16 protein-coding genes and 1 pseudogene are annotated in these 17,674 nt (G+C 68.1%); 8 read left to right on the plus strand and 9 right to left on the minus strand.

The window, feature by feature from the left end:
* Positions 1-769: 769 nt before the first annotated feature.
* From AB0C96_RS42000 to AB0C96_RS42010, 3 genes are read right to left on the minus strand one after another with little or no spacing between them, the layout of a single operon-like run.
* Positions 770-1,663: a methyltransferase domain-containing protein gene (locus AB0C96_RS42000; protein ID WP_362925455.1), complete on the minus strand. Its 894-nt coding sequence runs from the start codon at positions 1,661-1,663 to the stop codon at positions 770-772.
* A 2-nt stretch (positions 1,664-1,665) separates the two neighbouring features.
* A complete protein-coding gene (locus tag AB0C96_RS42005; RefSeq protein WP_362925456.1) occupies positions 1,666-2,040 on the minus strand; it encodes a hypothetical protein in 375 nt (124 codons plus the stop codon).
* A 31-nt stretch (positions 2,041-2,071) separates the two neighbouring features.
* Positions 2,072-2,203 (minus strand): hypothetical protein, encoded by a 132-nt coding sequence (locus AB0C96_RS42010; protein WP_362925458.1) that lies wholly within the window; start codon positions 2,201-2,203, stop codon positions 2,072-2,074.
* 48 nt (positions 2,204-2,251) lie between these two features.
* Here AB0C96_RS42010 and AB0C96_RS42015 point away from each other — a divergent pair, with 48 nt between their 5' ends.
* On the plus strand, positions 2,252-2,626 hold the full coding sequence (locus AB0C96_RS42015) for a hypothetical protein (protein ID WP_362925460.1): 375 nt from the start codon (positions 2,252-2,254) through the stop codon (positions 2,624-2,626).
* A 425-nt stretch (positions 2,627-3,051) separates the two neighbouring features.
* Here the strand turns inward: AB0C96_RS42015 and AB0C96_RS42020 are convergent, their stop codons facing one another.
* A complete protein-coding gene (locus AB0C96_RS42020; RefSeq protein WP_362925462.1) occupies positions 3,052-3,624 on the minus strand; it encodes a TetR/AcrR family transcriptional regulator in 573 nt (190 codons plus the stop codon).
* A 99-nt stretch (positions 3,625-3,723) separates the two neighbouring features.
* Here AB0C96_RS42020 and AB0C96_RS42025 point away from each other — a divergent pair, with 99 nt between their 5' ends.
* The 3 genes and pseudogenes from AB0C96_RS42025 to AB0C96_RS42035 form a co-directional block, all read left to right on the plus strand.
* Positions 3,724-4,011 (plus strand): antibiotic biosynthesis monooxygenase family protein, encoded by a 288-nt coding sequence (locus tag AB0C96_RS42025; protein WP_362925464.1) that lies wholly within the window; start codon positions 3,724-3,726, stop codon positions 4,009-4,011.
* A 138-nt stretch (positions 4,012-4,149) separates the two neighbouring features.
* Positions 4,150-5,112 carry an AraC family transcriptional regulator gene (locus AB0C96_RS42030; RefSeq protein WP_362925466.1) on the plus strand — a complete coding sequence of 321 codons (963 nt, stop codon included), beginning with the start codon at positions 4,150-4,152 and terminating at the stop codon, positions 5,110-5,112.
* A gap of 469 nt (positions 5,113-5,581) precedes the next feature.
* Positions 5,582-5,821: pseudogene (locus AB0C96_RS42035) on the plus strand (hypothetical protein); the annotation flags it as partial.
* 805 nt (positions 5,822-6,626) lie between these two features.
* On the opposite strand, the gene AB0C96_RS42040 reads toward AB0C96_RS42035, so the two are convergent.
* From AB0C96_RS42040 to AB0C96_RS42060, 5 genes are all read right to left on the minus strand, one after another.
* Positions 6,627-6,932 carry a hypothetical protein gene (locus tag AB0C96_RS42040; RefSeq protein ID WP_362925468.1) on the minus strand — a complete coding sequence of 102 codons (306 nt, stop codon included), beginning with the start codon at positions 6,930-6,932 and terminating at the stop codon, positions 6,627-6,629.
* 439 nt (positions 6,933-7,371) lie between these two features.
* On the minus strand, positions 7,372-7,971 hold the full coding sequence (locus tag AB0C96_RS42045) for a 2'-5' RNA ligase family protein (protein ID WP_362925470.1): 600 nt from the start codon (positions 7,969-7,971) through the stop codon (positions 7,372-7,374).
* Positions 7,972-8,253: 282 nt separating this feature from the next.
* Positions 8,254-10,083 (minus strand): serine/threonine-protein kinase, encoded by a 1,830-nt coding sequence (locus tag AB0C96_RS42050; protein WP_362925472.1) that lies wholly within the window; start codon positions 10,081-10,083, stop codon positions 8,254-8,256.
* A gap of 540 nt (positions 10,084-10,623) precedes the next feature.
* Positions 10,624-10,872, minus strand: a complete 249-nt coding sequence (locus AB0C96_RS42055) for a hypothetical protein (protein WP_362925474.1) — start codon at positions 10,870-10,872, stop codon at positions 10,624-10,626.
* Complete coding sequence (locus tag AB0C96_RS42060; RefSeq protein WP_362925476.1) at positions 10,869-12,137, minus strand: S8 family serine peptidase; 1,269 nt, start codon at positions 12,135-12,137, stop codon at positions 10,869-10,871. Before AB0C96_RS42060 ends, AB0C96_RS42055 begins: the two co-directional genes overlap by 4 nt.
* A 1,116-nt stretch (positions 12,138-13,253) precedes the next feature.
* Here AB0C96_RS42060 and AB0C96_RS42065 point away from each other — a divergent pair.
* The 4 genes from AB0C96_RS42065 to AB0C96_RS42080 all read left to right on the plus strand — a co-directional run bounded on the left by AB0C96_RS42065 (position 13,254) and on the right by AB0C96_RS42080 (position 17,282).
* The gene (locus tag AB0C96_RS42065) at positions 13,254-13,868 is read left to right on the plus strand and encodes a DUF1326 domain-containing protein (protein ID WP_362925477.1); all 615 of its coding nucleotides are present in this window, start codon (positions 13,254-13,256) and stop codon (positions 13,866-13,868) included.
* Entirely contained in the window at positions 13,865-14,623 is a 759-nt protein-coding gene (locus AB0C96_RS42070) for a DUF2182 domain-containing protein (protein ID WP_362925479.1), read from the plus strand. The genes AB0C96_RS42065 and AB0C96_RS42070 overlap by 4 nt, the downstream gene beginning before the upstream one ends.
* A gap of 688 nt (positions 14,624-15,311) precedes the next feature.
* Positions 15,312-16,568, plus strand: coding sequence for an MFS transporter (locus AB0C96_RS42075; RefSeq protein ID WP_362925481.1), 1,257 nt, complete (start codon positions 15,312-15,314; stop codon positions 16,566-16,568).
* Positions 16,569-16,796: 228 nt separating this feature from the next.
* On the plus strand, positions 16,797-17,282 hold the full coding sequence (locus tag AB0C96_RS42080; protein WP_362925483.1) for a hypothetical protein: 486 nt from the start codon (positions 16,797-16,799) through the stop codon (positions 17,280-17,282).
* The last annotated feature ends 392 nt before the right edge of the window (positions 17,283-17,674 follow it).

Raw genomic sequence — 17,674 nt, forward strand, 5'->3', positions numbered from 1 at the left:
TCCCCACACCCCCCTCCCCCGCGCCACTATTCTTAGGCTGTCACGTCTTTTTGTGTGGGGGGGGGGGGCGGGGGGCGCCCCCCTCGCAGGCCGCCGCCGCGACGCCTTCATCCGGGCAGTGCCGTCACGGGCCCGGTAACGGCAGGAGACGCGAAGACTCCCGGCCGCAGCTCGGTGGCCCAACCCCGCGCTGCCAGCCGCTTCACCCTGAAGCGGACCCCTGCACCCGGGACCCTCTGCCACCTCACCAAGCGAGGCCACCCGCACGGCCTCCTTATGCACCGCACCTGTCCTCCTTGCTCGGGCCGGCCTGCACAGCCCCAACTGACGACATCTGCGAGGGCCGCCGCGAACGGCGGACTGGACCGAGCCTTTGCATCACGGATTGGGCTGTGCGGCTGGTCAGACGTCGGGGACGCGTGTTCGTGGTGTTCGGTTCCGTGAAGACCCTCACGCTGTTTTGTTGCGCCCGGTGTCGACCGGATGCCCTGTGCCAGGCGCGTATGCCTGGTGAAGCGAGAGATCCGGGAGTGGCTGTTGACCGTCGAGGAGTTCGAAGTGCAGGAGGCGTTCGTCTTCGAAGCCTGTGCCTGCCTGTCTGCCGCTGTGTGGTCTCAGGACTTGGTTGACGTTTTGTCGTTGGGAGATGCTTGACGGGATCGCGGGTTGGCCCCAGCTCCGGTGACGCACGGCGCGCACCCGCGCGAGCTGCCTGGCCTCCCTCGACGAACAGCGCTGTGGGCAGGTCGGACAACGCCTGGATCCGCACCTAACCGAGTGCCGGCGGGTGCTCGGCTGGACGGCGTCCCCAGGCCGAAATCAGCGGCGCGAGTGTCAGGTCGAGTTTGCCCGCGTGGATGGCGGCCAGGTGCGCGTCGATCTCGGCGTCGTCGGCCAGGCCGGCCGCGAGCAGCTCGCCGCGCACGTGCCGGATGGTCGCCGCCTCCAGCCGGTCGCAGGCCAGCCCGCCGACCGGGAAAGTGCCCCCCGCGGCGACATCTACCAAGCCGGCCTCACGCAATGCCCGCGGCAGTGTCCGGCCGTAGCGCAGGTCCGCGCCGCGGCGCGTCAGCAGCTCCCGGACCGCGTCGCGCAGCCGGTTGGCCCGCCGCTGCTCAGGGCCGCTGTCGTCCAGGCAAGCCAGTGGCTGCAGAGCGGTATCGGCGTCCTCGACCAGCAGCCAGCCGCCGGGCCGTAGCGCTGCCGCCATCGTGGCCAACGCCCGGGCCCGGTCGGGTACATGGACCAGCACGAGCCGGGCGTGCACCAGATCGAACGTCCCCGGCTCCGGGGGCGGATCAGCGGCGACGTCGTGCTGGCGCACCTCGTACCCGTCGCCTGTCTTCAGCCACGACGGGTCGATGTCCGTGGCCAGCACGTGGCCGGTCGGACCGACGGCCGCCGTGAGCGCCTCCGGGATACTGGGGCCACCGGCTCCCACCACCCAGCAGCGCGAGCCAGCCCTGACCCCCAGTCGATCGAAGTGCCCGCGCGTCACACCGTCGAACAGCTCGGCCAGCCAAACGAATCGCTCGCCCGCCTCGGCGCGCGCGTTGTCCAGCAGGTACCCGCGGGCGGGAGCGGACTCTCCACCGAGTGCGGTAGTCCCGTTTATCGGATCCGGTCGGCCACCAACGTGCGGCGGGCGGGGCGAGGAGGTCATCACTACATGGTCAACCTCCTCAGGCCACCAGCGCCACGACGACGGGAGAGGGATATCTCACACAGCCGGCGAACCCCGTACTCGCGCCACCGTCGCAGGGCCCACGACAGCATGAACTCCAGACCGGTACGGGTGTCCGCGCCGATCAGGGTCACGCCGTGGTCATGACCGTTGGCCAGGGCAACCGGATGGTCCGGTCGCCCGAGTTCCGGCGCGGGTACCAGCCAGTCGATGTCGCCGCCGTCGCCGAGGGAGCCGAAGGGCACGAACTCCGGAGTGGCGAAGTGCGGTACGGAGAGCAGCCGATCCTGGTTGTCGAACTCTGGGTAGGCATCGCAGCCATCAGGCGGGCGGGGGACCGTGGCCAGGTCGAACATGAAGTCATAGCGGGATATCAGCAGGGCGTAATCATAGGTATTCGTTTTCTTGGTAGAAGTCGTACGCGTCCCGCCAGGCGATGTCGATCAGGGGGCGGAGCGTGGGCGGAGTGGGGAACGGGAAGAGGTCGTCAATCCATGGCGGCGGTGTCAAATCCGTCACGGCTCCAGAGAATACCGACCGACATCAAACGCCAAATGTCGCCCCCGGGTGGGCAGTTCCACCATTGCCTGGCAGCCGCTTGTCATTATGAAGGAGTGGGGCGGCCTGGCCGTCATCGACAACCGCGCCTACGCAGGCTTCACGACGGATCAGATCCAGACACGGATCGGGCGTGATGACGAGGGCCGGCCCGACAGTACTCTCGTCCTCATCGCCGACGAGTGGGCACTGGGCTCCGCAGAGTCCCCGTTGCCGGCCGTGAACAACCTGCCCGACGATGACGGCGATCCGTTCGGGATTGCCCTCGCGGCGGCCGGTTCCTTCGTCGTCAACATGGAGCTGGCGAACACGAGCTTCGGTGAGTGGGGCTGTGGTGTCGACGTGGACGGCGTCTACCGGGAAGGGCACTACTGGCAGCGCTAAGGGGGCGCAGACCAGGTGGTGTGCCCCCCTTAGCGCTCTCATCTACTTGATGAGCGAGCGGCCTGTGGGCGCCGGCCGCAGTGTCCGGGGCGCTGCTCTCTGTTCTCTCCCGATGCCCGGCAGGACCTCGTCCCGTATGAGGGGATGGGCCTGCACCTCGGCAATGTGCTGGCGATACGCACATTCGCCGGGGTAGGAGGTGAAGACCGCGGCGACGTTCTCTCCGGTGCGGACCGGCGGCCTTGCGAATGTGTTGTGTGCCGTCCCGGTGGTCAGGACGGCGAGTGGCGCGGGTCCCGTCGTGTGGAGCACGGGGAGGAGAGTGTCCCGGATGAGTGCGATGCCGTCGGGCCGTCCGGGAGGGAAGGACCACACGGTGGCGGACACGAACCGGTCGGTTGCAGTACTAGCGGCCTGGGGAGGTGTCATTCAACGGGGTTGCCGTGCGGCACGTCGAGGATGATGTCGGAGGCGCGGGCGATGACCGGGGCGCGGGTGCGGCCAGGGTGGTCGGCGGCGAGGAAGTGGTTGCCGATGGCCATGCAGAAGGCGAGCAGGGCACGGGCCTCGACCTCGGCGGGGTCGGTGCAGAAGGTGCCGATCGCGTCGCGCGCCAACTGAATGCGCTTGTTGTCCACGCGGCGCAGGCGGTCGGCGACGGTGTGGTCGCGGCGGGCCCATTCGCGGACGGCCAGGTCGATGGGGAGCAGGCGGTCGCTGGAGAAGGTGAGCCGCCCGGCCAAGCGGACCTTGTCCCGCGCGTCGCCGCCCGCCCGCTCAACCTGGTCGATGACATCGTCGACGCTCTCGCGCTCCCAGGTGTCCAGCATCTCGGCCAGCAGTGCGTCGCGGTCGGCGAAGTACCCGTAGAAGCCGCCCTTGGTCACCCCCAGCGTCTTGGCGAGCGCCTCGACCCGCACCGTGTCCACCCCGCCTGCGGCCAGCGCCTGGAGTCCCGCCTCGATCCACTTCTCCCGCGGTGTGCGCAATGCGCCCATCTGTGGCCCACCTCACTCGCTCAGGCCTGTTGTACGGAGCCGTATAACGGGCTTAGGGTTGCGTTATACGGCATCGTACAACCCGAGAGGGGATACCTCATGTCATTCGGTTTCGTCGCCTTCCACTACCCCGCTCCCGAGCACCTCGAGGCGTTCGTTCGCGAGTGCCACCAGGTCGCCGAGGCGTCGCGGCGCCAGCCCGGCTTCCTGTCCGTCGGGGTCTGGGTCACCCCGGACGGCGACGCCGTCGTCACCACCGGCGCGTTCGAGTCCGAGGAGGCCTTCCTGGCGGCGGCCGACGTCGGCCGCGAGATGGGCGCGACACCTGACGGCCTGAGCGACCTGGAGGTCAGGCCCCGCGAGGTCCACTTCCTTGTGTCGCGCTAGAACGCCGACCAGGGCGCCGCTCCGGCTCGGGGGGAGCGGCGCCCGTCTCCGGTTCCGTGAGTGACCATCACGGGGCGCCGACAGCGGACAGTCGCTGCGGGATTTCTCGTACACCGCCGTACGCAAGGGGGAAGAACGATGGGGATGGTCTTCGATAGTAGTGATGTGCCGGTGCCTGACCGATTCGATGTCTGGCGTGAACACCTGGCCAAGACGATCTGTCCCATGGAGACCAGCAGCGAGCATTCGGGGGACTTTCGCGCTGAGCTGCGCAGTCTCCAACTGGGGCCGATATCGGTTGTACCGACGAAGGTTCAGCCGGTCACGGGGCTGCGGACAGCGAAGTTGATACGGCCGTCCGATCCGGAGTGCTACACCCTTGCTCTCCTCCTGCGTGGAACCCTGGGAATTCGCCACGCCGGTCAAGAAGCCGTGCACGGTGCACAGGAGATGTATGTCGTCGACACCTCACGCCCCTGGGAGGCCGTAGCCGGCTCTGTGACATCGGTGGGAATGGGGGTACCCAAGGAGTTACTGCCGTTTCCTCCCAGCAGCGTTGACCGGTTTCTCGCCCGCTCCTTATCGGGCCGGGACGGAATCGGAGGCCTGCTCGCGCAGTTCCTCACGCGCCTGGCCACTGACACCACGTCCTACCGGCCCGCAGACACCGCTCGGCTGGGCACGGTGGCCCTGGATCTGCTCACCGCCACCCTCGCCCACCACCTGGAAGCCGACGACCAGGTGCCCCCCGAATCCCACCGACGCGCGCTGATCCTGCGCATCCAAGGATTCATTCACCGGCATCTGGCCGACCCGGACCTGCGGCCCCCGGCAATCGCAGCCGCGCACCACATCTCCACCAGCTATCTCCACAGCCTCTTCCAGCACGAAGAGACCAGCGTTGCAGCATGGATCCGTCGACAACGTCTCGAACGCGCCCGTCGCGAACTCGCCGACCCCACCTGGCGTACCACCCCCATCCATGCAATCGCCGCTCGCTGTGGGTTCGCCCGTGCAGCCGACTTCACCCGTGCCTTCCGAACCGCATATGGCATGCCACCAAACGACTACCGGATGTCGGCCTGCCCCCTGACTGGGTAGCCACGACTTCGGGCGACAACGTTGAAGGCACCGGCGAGAGGGAACCGATGCCTTCAACATCTCACAGGCACTCAGCAGCGATGCCGCTCGTCTTCCCGCGACGAGACGCAGTGTGGCCCCGGGGGCCAGATGAGCACGGAGGTCATGGCCGCGATGTTCTTCGTGGCCGCCACACCGGTAGAACCCTCTCCCCGAGGGTGAGTTATCCGGCCTCCATTGCCGCATGCATGGTCCCGGCCGGCACCGCGGGGTGCACGGACTGATCGCTCCGCTGGAGTGGAAGAACGGGTGGACGCCGGCCGAGGAGGCCGGCCATACGGGCCCTGATCGTCTCCACCGGTTTTTGAACCGGATCGAATGGGCCGCGACACCGTCGTCACCCGCTGGGCACTGGGTCAGCCCGTCCACGAGCTGCTTGTCGAGCTGCCGCGGCGGAAGCGGAGGCGCTGGTCTTGCGGCAAGGGAGCCCAGCCGGTGGGCGACCGAGGAGTGCTTCCAGACCGCCAAGGGCGAGTGCGGCCTGGACGACTACCAGGTCCGGCGCTGTCCCGGCTGGCACCGGCACATCACCTTGGCGATGGCCGCCCACGCCTGCCTGGGACGCATTCGACTTTCCGGCTGGGGGAATCTGCTCGATCAGCTGACTCGTTGTTCAAAGCATGCTCAGCAGGGGCGGTTGTTCAAGCATGCTCAGTTGGGGTGGCAGTGACCGACAGCTTGTGGCCGGACACTCCGGCGATGTGTCGGGTGGCCTCGGCGTACGCCATGTTCACGCCCTTCACGAAGGTCGTGGTGGTGACGTGCCGGCGGCAGGGGCATTCAGCTTCGGGTCGTTGCCGGAGGTCGGCCCGAAGCGATGCCCAGGACCAGTGGTTGATCGGGCGGGTTCGATGAGCGCGGAGCGTGTCGAGGCGGGGTTGGCTGGAGGCGACTCTTCCGGATCGTCTCGCTGCCCGGACGAGGATGCTGCGAGGTGGAGTCCGGCGAGGAAGGTGGTCGCGACCTGCCGAACGCGCACGCACCCCGAACCTCTCGGCGCGCTTACGTTCGTCTTCCAGGCTCTACGAGGACGCACCCATGGGCGTGGTGCCGGCTGTTCACCGACCCACGCCCATGGCAAAGCATCACCGTTCAACGGAGATACTTCATTTAGTCCTGGATCACCGAGCCGACACGGACAAGGTACGACGCCCCTGGACAATGCTTGCTCGACGTCTTCGCGTTGGCGACCCACGGACCGTAGGTGGTGTCCTCAACGCCTCGAATATCCGTGCACACGACCTTGACCCGGTGCGCACCGACCGTCCCAAGGCCGGAACAGTAGGCGTACCCGGTCTGCCCCCTGGACCACGTGTTGCAGTCTGCCGACTTGATTCCGACCTCAGTCGCACCAGCCGAGGGTGCGAAGATACCCGCACCCATGACTATTCCCGCAACGACGAGGCCAGCCCTCTTTCTGTTCACTCTGAACTCCGCTCAAAATCTAGGTTCTGACTCCACGTGACGGTCGACACTCAGCCGAGCTCGACCTGGTAGCCAGCCTTGTAGAAGTAACCCGATCCGGGGCAGGACTTGGTCGACCACTCCCCGCTGCGGCCGTTCTTCCAAGGCCCGTAGGTGTGGTCCTGCACCCCTCGGGAGTCAATGCAAGTCACCTTGACCCGGTACTGGTCGATGCTTGCGAGGTTGGCGCACTTGGCCGATGCAGTGTTCCCCGAGTGCTTTGAGGTGCAGACGTACTCGGACGCCTTCGGGGTCACGTTCGCGGATGCAGCAGGCGCCGCAATAATGCTCGCGGCGACAGCAGCGGCTGCGGTCACACAAGCCGCTCCCATCTTATTCCTCATCATTCCCCCTTCTTTGGGGGCCAGGTGAGGATTCAAGCGAAACCATCCCGCCCCCGATGCGCTTTGGTCTCAACAACTCTATGCGAGTGTCCTGACCCTAGTCAGGCACTTCGAGGCTGGCAACCATCTTTGCGTTGTTTTGATTTCACCCACCAGCTGAGAGCCGCAAACAATGAAACTGCGTCCTTTCCCTTCAAAAGGTATGTTCTTGGATCATGGGCACGTACTCACTCGACGTTCGTGACGGTCCGTCGGTTTCTCTGGCGGGTCGTCTTCGAGAGGGCCGGTCACGGGCGCGCAGTGCCAGGCGGCGGCCGCGCCGTCCAGAATGCCGCTGGCGGTGTCCACCAGCCGCCCCTCCATGCCAGAACAACGAAAACAGCAGCTCAGGACGCGAATTCCTGCTGGAGTACTAATTCCCCAGCAGTCGGCGGACCTCGCCCGAGCCCAGCGTGATGACGGCCCGGGGCCGCATGGGCCCCTCGCCGTGCCGGGAGAGCAGGACCACCTCCTCGACCACAGCCGACGATGCGCCGAGCCGGCCGGCGCACTCGGCAGCCAGAGGCCGTGGATCCTGAGTGCGGCCGAGGGACAGATGAGGGGTGAAGCGACCACCACGCCCGCGGCAGAGCGGGAACCGCAGCCCCAGCGCCCGGTGCAGACGGGCCCACGGTCCGACGCCCGCCGCGGCCGGATCGAGCCACACTGTGGCGAAATGCCGGTGCCGGAAGTACCGCACGCCGGCCAGCCGCGCCGTGAACGCCGTGCTCTCCACCGCCCCGGCGGAGAGCAGCGGTACAGCCCGTCCGAACTCTTCCTCCGGTACGAAGCCGAACAGCAGATTCACATGCGGCGGCCACCGCCGCACCTGCGGATCATGCTCCCAGCGGATCTCCTGAATCGCCGGCCAGAGCTCCTGCGGCGGCAGCCATGCCACCGCCGTCCGGGCCGTCGGCGCCACGTCGATCACGTCCACCGGCTCGGCCCCGCCGTAATCCGGATGCCAGCCCACACTCCCATGGTCCGGGCTGCGCGAGAACCGCACGAGCCGGCATGCCCCGCAACGGGGGGTGGGGCTCGGGACTGTGGAGTTGGGTCGCTCCGGAGGGGCTGCGGGAGGTTGCCCGGGCGTTGCTGCCTGCTTCGCGGGTGCGCCCGCAGGGCGGTGGGACGCATAACGTGCGTGATCAGGCGGTGTTTGCGGCCATCCGTCTACGCGCTGGTCGGCGGGTGCGCATGTGGCGACTCGCGGCTCCTGGGCGGATGGCCTCCGTGGTACGACCACGGCTCTTGGTCAACCTCCCAGGGACGAGGCCGCCTTTTCGGTGATCGCCTCGGCTCCCCGGCGTGTTGTGGTGGTGTCGGCTGGCTTGGGATCGTTGCCACGGGACCGGGTGTACTCGACCTCTACGACGAGGTTGCTTTTGCGGAAGGTGATTTCGGTTGTGTTGGAGCTGTGGTAAACCTCGCCACCCCCTGTCTTGTCGACGATTTCCTTCCAGACGCGAAAGATGGCTTGGTCTCCGGTTTCCCCGGGTTTTCCGAGGTCAGTGTATGCGGATCCGCCGAAAATGGATCGTTGACCCTTTTCCTTTGCCACGTAGGATTCAGCTTGGCTGGTGCTGTTGAATTTCCGTGCCGTGAGGGTCAGGCTGGCGTCTACGGGCACCGTGGCGGACCTTTCGGTCTCCCATCCGCACTTCCTCTCATTGGTGCTGGTTTTGGAGTCGCTGGGGCGCCGATAGTCTATGAGGTCATCCAATATTGCTGCCTCCGACAGGTTCCCGCAAATGTCCGGGATGGTCTTGAATCCAACGGTCGCCGATGGTGTTGGAGATTCTCGGCGTTGCGTCGGGTTGTGGTCCTCCTTCTGTCTGAGGGAGTACATGATGCCGCTCGCCACAATGGTGGACGTGATCAGCAGCAGGGCGGGAATTACGATCACCGCTTTCCGCGGTGGGAGGAATCTCCGCATGGTTTTCGTTGGGGAGAGCGCTGCTTCGCCGCCGCCGACGCTCAGGTCCTTGTGGGTCTGATCAGTGGTCAGGTGCTCATCAGGAGCATTGTCCAGTGGGCCGCTGGTGGCCGGTTCCAGGTGTGCCGGGATATTCGCGGGTGCCGCATCCGGCGGGCGGACCCAATTCGTTCCTGCGGCGCTATTCGTTCCTGGGGCTCTATTCTTTCCTGGAACGGATTCCGCGGGCGGGGGCGGAGGTGTGCTCGGCATTGTGGCGGGCGGGATGAAGTGCTCGTCTGACGGCGCCAGGGGCTCGGGTGCGCCGTCGAGTTGTCGCAGTGCTTGGGAGAGGGCGGCGGCGTTCGGGTACCGCTGGGTGGGGTCCTTGTGCAGCAGCGTCAGCACCAGGTCATCCCAGGCGGACGGGATGCTGGTGGACACCGAGCTGGGTGTGGGCGGTTCCTGGGTGAGGTGAGCCGAGAGGTAGCCCACGGTGTCGGGGGCCTGGAACGGCAGTTGGCCTGTGATCAGCTCGAAGAGCAGACATCCAAGCGCATACAAATCGCTGCGCGGTTCGGGGAAGCCGCGTGCTTGTTCGGGGGCCATGTAGGGGGGCGTGCCCACGATGAACCCGGTCTGGGTGAGGCGGTCCGCAGTCGCGTAGGGGTCGGCTGCCCGGGCGACACCGAAATCGAGGACCTTCACGATGCCGGAAGGCGTGATGAGGATGTTGGAGGGTTTGATGTCCCGGTGCATGATGCCGGTGTCGTGCGCGTCGGCGAGTGCGTCGCAGATCTGTGCGCCCCACCGGGCGGCGTCGGCCAAGGTGATGCCGCCCCGGCGCAGTAGCACGTCCAGACCCTCGCCTCGGACCAGCTCCATCACCAGGAACGGGACCCTGTCGTCCGTGCTGTCGGTCTCGCCGAGGTCGTGGATGGTCACGATGTTGGGGTGCTGAAGTCGAGCGGTGATCCGGGCCTCGCGCAGGAACCTGGCGCGTGCCTCGTCGCCGCGGCTTCCGCGGCCGGCGAGCAGCGAGATCACTTTGACTGCGACCGGCCGACTCAGCGTCTCGTCCTGCGCCTCCCATACTTGGCCCATGCCGCCCTCGCCGAGCTGCCGCACCAATCGGTAACGGCCGCCGAGGAGTTGATCTCGCTCTGCCACGTTTCCCCCGTCCTGAACGTTCCTGTCCCATCCACCAGCGAACTGGTGTGCGGAAGATCATGACGCGAGCGTGAGAGCGACACGCCTGATATCCGCAAACCTGCCAAACGGCAGGGGAGTTCGCCAAGGGACCCCCGGTCCGGATCAGCCTTCCACGTCTGGTGCGTCCGTGTCTGCGGTCCGGCTCGACGGAGCCGTTTTTCCGTCTCGTACCTGTTGGCGGACTTGCAGATGCGCAGCACATCCACCTGTTGTTCGTTCCGCGGCTCCGGCAATGGGCTGCCTGGGGCGTGCCGCTCCGGTGTCAGGGAAGCCGCACCGATCCAGCACCGAATCCAGCACCGATCCAGCGCAACGCCCCCCGACGGAGCGGAATGGCGGCTGCGGAAGTCAGCACGGTGGCATGGGTATGGGGGGTATGGGTATGGGCGTGCAGGCTACCGGGGACAGCAGAGGCGAGCGGGCAGGCGAGAAGTGTCAGGCCCGTCTCCGTCCCCAGGGGCAGAGATTGACCACCAACAAGCCCTGTCGGGCTCGCTCTCACTGGATCGGGGAGTCGGGTGGGGGGAGTTGGACGGTGCGCTCCCGGTCGACGGATTCGACGCCGTCGATCGCCTCCAGGACCGGTATCCGGTCTTCAGCGACGGTGCCGGACAGCGTGCCGAGGATCGGCTGCTCGCCCGTGACCGTCAGCCCGGCCCGCCGCAGGGCCTCGACCACCTCCGCGAACCGGTCGGGGTCGATCGCGAGGATGACCCCGACCGGCGCGGACTGGGACGACTCGCTCACGGCGCCTGGAGCAGACCCGAGCCGACGTCCCTGACGGGTTGCATCAGCGGGAACGCGCCGGACTTCAGACTTGCCATGAGCTCGACCGCGGAGGCGTTGGGGTTCGCCTGGGCGAGCAGCGCGAGGACTCCCGCAGCATGTGGTGTGGCCATGCTGGTACCGCTCAGGCTCTGATACCCCCCGCCCGGGGCGGCCGAGCGCACATCTCTGCCGGGCGCAGCGATGTTGATCTCGCCGCCCTGGCCGTTGATGCCGCCGTTGGAGAAGAACGACGTCGTGATCGCCTTGTCGAGCGAGGCGACCGCGAGGATGGAGGGGCAGTTGGCGGGCCGGCTGACGGGCTGGATGCTCGGGGGGCGGTTGCTGTCGTTGCCCGCGGCGGCGACGATCACTGCCCCGCGCTGGAGTGCGCGCTGGGCGAGAATCTCGTAGGTCTGGGGGAAGAGCTCATCCGGTTGGACCGGGCCGCCGAGGGACATGGAGATCACTCGTGCGCCGTGCGCGACGGCCCAGGACATGCCGGCCAGGATCTGGCCGTCCGTGCCGCTGCCGGCGTTGCTGAGTACCTTCGCCGCGAGGATCCGGGCGTCGCAGGCCACGCCGTAGCGGGGTCCCTGCTGGGGGTGGGCGGGGCCTGCGGCGGTGCCGATGCAGTGCGTGCCGTGGCCGTTGCCGTCCTGGACGGGCTGGCCGGGCACGAAGGAGACGGTGTCCTGGATGCGCCCCGCCAGGTCCGGGTGGCCGGTGTCCACACCGGTGTCGAGGACGGCGATCTTCACATCGCGTCCGGTCAGGCTGGAGCGGTTGGCCCGGATCGCCTGAAGGCCCCAGGTCCAGTTCTGCTCGTCCCAGTCCGGGCCGTGGGCAGCCGCGATTGCAGCCGTGGTGTGGCGGGCGACCACTTCCTCATCGCTGCGGTAGGCGGGGAAGAATTCGGTCGGTGCCTGCTGTGGCGCGGTGATGGGCGAGGCGTAGACCATCCGCTCCGGCTCCGCCGCGATGATCGAGGGTTCCGCCTCGGCCGTGGTCACCAGCGCGTGGCGCTGCTCGGGCCGCACCTCGACAACGGCGGCGCCGAGTTCCTCGAAGAGCACCGAGACGTCGGGGCGCTCAAGGAGTTCGGCGACGTTCGCTGTCTCGGTTCCTCGGACACGTTCGACGGACGTGATGTCGGCGGAGGAACGCAGTGCGTTCAGTCCGCCCTCCTGGTTGCTCGGGTCGAGCAACACCACGTATCGGCCGGTGTACTCCGTGTTCTGGCCCATGACATTGCCATGAGGCCGGCCGGGGCGCTCGCCGAAAGCGCCTCTGTCCGTGGGTCCGTTCACCATTGAATTCCCGCTTTCTCTGTGATTCCCCCACGGTTCGTGGACGCACGCCGATTCACGGAATGTCAGACTTCAAGGATGGTGGGCGCGACTCAGCCGTGTCTCGGCGCGTCGTGCCGTCACCTGCAAGGCTGTCCCTTGCCAGGCGGCCGGCATCGCCCCCTCGTACACCGTCGCACTGGGTACTCAGGACCGCAACACAGCGCTACGACAGGAGAGGGTCGACTCCTGCCGCCCGGGCTTCCCGCAGAAGCCACTGTTGCTGTTGACGGCGGACTGTCCATCAGTCCTCGAAGGTCAGCCGGTGGCCCTTCGTGCAGGCCCTGGCCTGGTTGGACGGCATCCCGCGCAGTTGCCGGCCGCCCCGGCCGCCCCATCCGCCCCGACCGGCCGTGGCGGCAGTCTGATGCCCTGCTCGGTGGCAGGTCGTGCGGCAGATACTCCCACTGGCGGCCGGTGCGGTTCTGGTGCAGGAACGCGTGGCGCTCGGAGGCCGACCCGACGCGCTCGCCTTGATTCCTTGCATGCATGCCCGAGGACAGAGGGGTGAGCCATGGAGTGAGCGGATGACTGCCTCCGGAGAGGGCCTTGGATTTCCTCACGCAACTCGGGTAGCCGTGTTCTGCGGATGATTACGGCTGCTGCTCGGGCGTGAGCAAGCGGAACCCCCAACCCTGGTCGGCTGACGACGAGTTGTGATCGAGAAGCGAGCGGAGGGCAGCCGGAACCGGCGCAGACTTCTGCTGTTGGAGTCCGGTTCCCGGATCTCTGCCGTGAGTGACGGTGACGAGCGCGTCGGCCTTCGGCCGCCGGTGCTCGGAGCTCAAGCGGGTCATGAAGAGCACGAAGAGCTCGAAGAGGACGTCGTCGATGAAACATCCGACGTCGCGGGTCCCCCCCACGACCCGGTACCAGGACGGCGAGCTCCCGGCAGCGGATCTGCGCGACGGTGGGCGTCGGGAATAGCCTGGAAAAGAGCGGCACCGGGACGGGAAAGACCCTCCCGATGCATTCCCTTCGCGGGGAGGGGACGCGAAACAGGGAGGAAGAGCCATGCCCTGGAATCTGAACGGCACGTACCTCGAGAGCTGCAACTGCGACGTGGTGTGCCCCTGTACCACTTCGGGCCTCACCGCACCGGCCGACCACGAGCGCTGCCAGGTGACCTTCGCGTTCCACGTGGACAGCGGGGACGTGGACGGCGTGGACGTCTCCGACCGCAGCGTCGCCGTCTTCATCGACGGGCCCCGGGTGATGGCCGACGGCGGCTGGCAGGTGGCGCTGTATGTCGATGCTTCGGCCGACGACGGCCAGGCGGAGGCGCTGGGCAAGGTGTTCTCCGGCCAGGCCGGAGGGCCGATGGCGGCGCTCACTCCGCTCATCGGCGAGGTCCTCGGCGTGGAGCGCGTCCCCATCGACTACCGCGACGACGGCCGCCGCCACGCCGTGCGGGTGGGCGACGCCATCGACATCGAGATCGAGGACCAGATCGCCCCGCAGTTCGGCGAGGACGGTCCGGTGATGGGCCTGACCGGCATGTTCCACCCGGTGAGCAGCACGCTGACGATTGCCCGGTCCACCCGGGCGACGGGCGACGGCGTGTACGGACGGTCCTGGGACTTCACCGGCGGCAACGGACACTCGGCACCCTTCACGTGGTCCGCGTGACCGGCAGGCCGGCTACCGTCCGCCACACGGCGGGCCCCGCCGGGCTGCTGCTGGTCGCGGCGGCAGCCGCTTGGGTCTGGGCGGTGACCCGCTGGGGTGGCGCGCATGCGATGCCCGGCACCATGGGGCTGGGCCTGCCCGCATTCCTGGCCGTGTGGACGCTGATGATGGCCGCGATGATGTTGCCCGCCACGGCGCCCGTGGCCGCGCTGTACGCACGCACCATCACGGTGCACCGGGCGCCGCGCATGGTGGCTTTCACGGTCGCCTACCTGCTCGTCTGGGTCGCGGCCGGGCTGCCGGCGTACGCGCTGGCCGGCGGCCTGGGCCGGGCGGCGAGCCTCCCCGCCGCGGTGGGGACCGCGGCGGCCGCGGCCGTGTTCGCGGTCGGCGGCCTCTACCAGCTCACGCCCCTCAAAGACCGCTGCCTGGCCAAGTGCCGCTCGCCGCTCGGGTTGATGCTGCGCTACGCCTCGTACCCAGGGCCCTCGCGCGATCTGCGTGCCGGAGCCCACCACGGGGCCTTCTGCCTGGGCTGCTGCTGGTCGTTGATGGTGCTGCTGGCGGCGTTCGGTCTGATGAACCTGTGGGCCATGGTGGTGGTGGCCGCCGTGATCACCGCCGAGAAGCTCGTTCCGGCCGGCCGCCTGGTGGCCCGTGCCGTGGGGATCGTCTCGATGGCCCTCGCCGTCGCCGTCTTCTGGGTTCCGGCACTGGCTCCTGGCCTCACCGGTGGCGGTATGGCCGGGATGTGAGGACAGGCCGTGCCCGCCGAGGGACCCCTGCGCCCCCGCGCCCCCGCACCCCTGCACACCGGCAGGTCGGGGACGTACAGCAGCTGTAGTTGGTAGTCCTTACGACGCGGTGCTGATCGAGGGACTGCGTGCGAGAAACAGACGACCGGAACTGGCGAATGTCCACTCGGCCGCGACGACGTCATCGTCGAGGTTCTTTCAGGCGGCGGCCGATGCCGAGCGTGAAGTCGAGAAATGTGCCGTCGACTTCATCGACGAATTGACTGCTGCGGTCGGCAGACGCCGCCCGCCACGATTGCGGCGGTCGCCGCCGTGCCGAATCCCATGCCCACTCCGACCCACAACATGCCGTAGGGGTACTGCGCGAGGAATTCGGATGCGGCAGCCACGACCGGAATCAGCACGGCTCACAACAGCGACACACCCTATGGCGGCAACTCGGCCAGGCCCTCGTCGGGCGACGGCTCCGTTCCTCGGCTGCTGTCGGCACAAGAGCCCAGTGCGCGGCTGCCCCGTTCGGGTTGCCGAGCACCCACCGTTCCTCGTGCCGCACAACCGATCTCCCTCCGGCGCGTTCATTGAACGAGGGACGACGGGACCGGTGGAGCGGAGGCGGCCGATGGCGACGGGTGCGGAGACCAGGGCTGACAGGCCGGCAACGCCGTGCGGTACGGGTGTGGTGCGCGTGGTGGCACGCAGGCTGCTGCCGCTGCTGTTCGCGCTGTACGTGGTCAACTTCCTCGACCGCGCCAACATCGGCGTCGCCGCATTGACGATGAACGCCGATCTGGGGTTGAGCGCCACCGCCTACGGCACCGCTGCCGGGATCTTCTTCCTGGGCTATGTGCTCTTCCAGGTCCCGGCGGCGGTGGCGTTGAAGCGGTTCGGCGCCCGCCGCTGGCTGTGCTGTGTGATTACCGCCTGGGGTGTGTGTTCGGCCGCCACCGCGCTCGTCACCGACGCGCACAGCCTCTATCTGGCCCGGTTCGTGTTGGGCCTGGCCGAGGCCGGATTCTTCCCCGGCGTCGTCGCCTACCTGGCCGCCTGGTTCCCTTGCCGGCAACGTACCCGCGCGCTGGCTCTGTTCCTGCTCGCCATCCCGCTCTCCAACGTCGTCGGGCTGCCGGCCTCGGGTCTGCTCGTCGACCACTCCGCCCTCTTCGGTCTCAGCGGCTGGCGGTCGATGTTCCTGATCGAGGCTGCCCCCGCTGTCCTCCTGGGAGTCGCCGCATTGCGCCTGCTGCCTGACACACCACGCGATGCGGCCTGGTTGACGGCGGCTCAACGCGGCGAGCTCGAAGCCCGGTTGGCCGAGGACGCCCCGCCCTCGTCGGCGGACCGGTCCACGCTCGGTCACGCCGCGCACTTCACCGTGGTGCATGCGGGCCCGTGCTTCGCCGCGTACGCCCTGCAGTTCTTCCTTCCCAAGGTCACCACCGCTCTCTTCCCCGGCGCCGGAGCATCCGCTGCATCCGCGCTCGCGGCCCTGCCGTCCGTGGCCGCGGCCTTCGTCATGCTCGCCTGGAGCCGCCACGGCGACCGGGTGGGCCCCCGGACGCATCTCATCGCCGTGCCGGTCGCGGCGGCCGCAGTCGCCATTTCCCTGGCTGCGCTGTCACGCCAACCCGTCCTCACTCTGGTCGCGCTGACCGTGGCGGTGACGGGGATTCTGACCGCGGTTCCTGCCTTCTGGAGCCGGTGCACCACGGTCCTGTCCGGCCCCCGCGCGGCGACGGCCATCGCCGGTGTCAACGCGGCCAGCAGCCTTGCCAGCTTCGCAGGCCCCTCTTTCACCGGCTTCCTCACCGACACCACCGGTGACTACCGGGCCGCCTACGCCGTCATCGCCTGCACCCTGGCGGTCTCGTGGGCCGCGGCCCTTCGTCTCCCCAGCGCATCGGTCGGCATCAACCGAACCCTGGCGCCGCCCCGCACGCGTGGCTGAGCCCGCAACCGCAAGAAACTCGACTCCCAAGCTGGCCGACCGCCCAAGTGCCGATCGAGTGACGCCCAGGGCATCACACGGTCTGCGCAGCGATCGGGCATTCCGAACACTGGCTGGAGGGGCAGCCGTTGCGGGGCGCCCCCTGGTCATCGTCCCCGTCGACGCTCGCGCACAATAGGGGGTTATGGCGCTGCCGCTCGAACGCAGCGCACCAACGGGGGAGTTGACATGCAGAGTACGAACGGCGGGGCCGCTCTCGTCCCGGTCGTGGTGGTCGTGGGTCTGGTGGTGCGACAGCAGCTGCGCACCCGTCCAGTGCGGCGCATCGGCTCGCTGATTGCCCCGGCGATCCTGGGAGTCCTGGGCGTCGCAGGGATCGCCTTCGGCGTCTTCTCGGTCGCCCAGGAACACCCGCTGACCACGCTGCCCATGGTCCTCCTGGTGGTGAGCCTGGCCGTTGCAGCCGGGTTCGGTGCGGCCAGGGCGCGGACCGTCCGGGTTTGGCGTGACGCCCAAGACGTGGTGCTGCGCAAGGGAACGGCGGCCACTACCGGGCTGTGGCTGGCTTCGGTGTGCGTGCACATCGGCCTGGGCCTGTGGATCGACCATGCTGCCGGGGCCGGAGTGTTGGGAACCGTGTCCTTGTACGCGTACCTGGCGATCGGCCTGGGTACGCAGAACCTCTTGGTGCGCGGGCAGGCCGCTGCGCTGTGAACCCGTCCTGACACGGCCGATCGGCTCAACACTGGTTCGTGCCTCGACCAGCGGTATTGGTCACCCGTAACCCGTATGCGGAACGTGGCTCTCGGTGGGCTGCCCGCCACTGTGCAACGTCGGAGCAGCCGCGCCCCTCGGCTCACGCGAAGGCGTCGTCGCCGGTGCGGCGGCAACAGGTAGCCGAACGCTTCCAGGTCGCGTCGCCCACAGCCCAGCGGTGGGCGGCCCAGGCGGCCGCGCTCACTGGGAGCGGCCGTTCAGTCGCGGAGATGACGCGCGGCCGACGGCGGCTGTCCAGGGGTCTGGCGTGCCCGGAGCCGGTACGGGGGTGAGGGTCAGGTGTGCTGTGCCCCGCGTGCCAGGAGCATGAGGGCGTCGACGAGTTGCTC

It is taken from the genome of Streptomyces sp. NPDC048506 (assembly GCF_040651315.1).
Classification (GTDB): domain Bacteria; phylum Actinomycetota; class Actinomycetes; order Streptomycetales; family Streptomycetaceae; genus Streptomyces.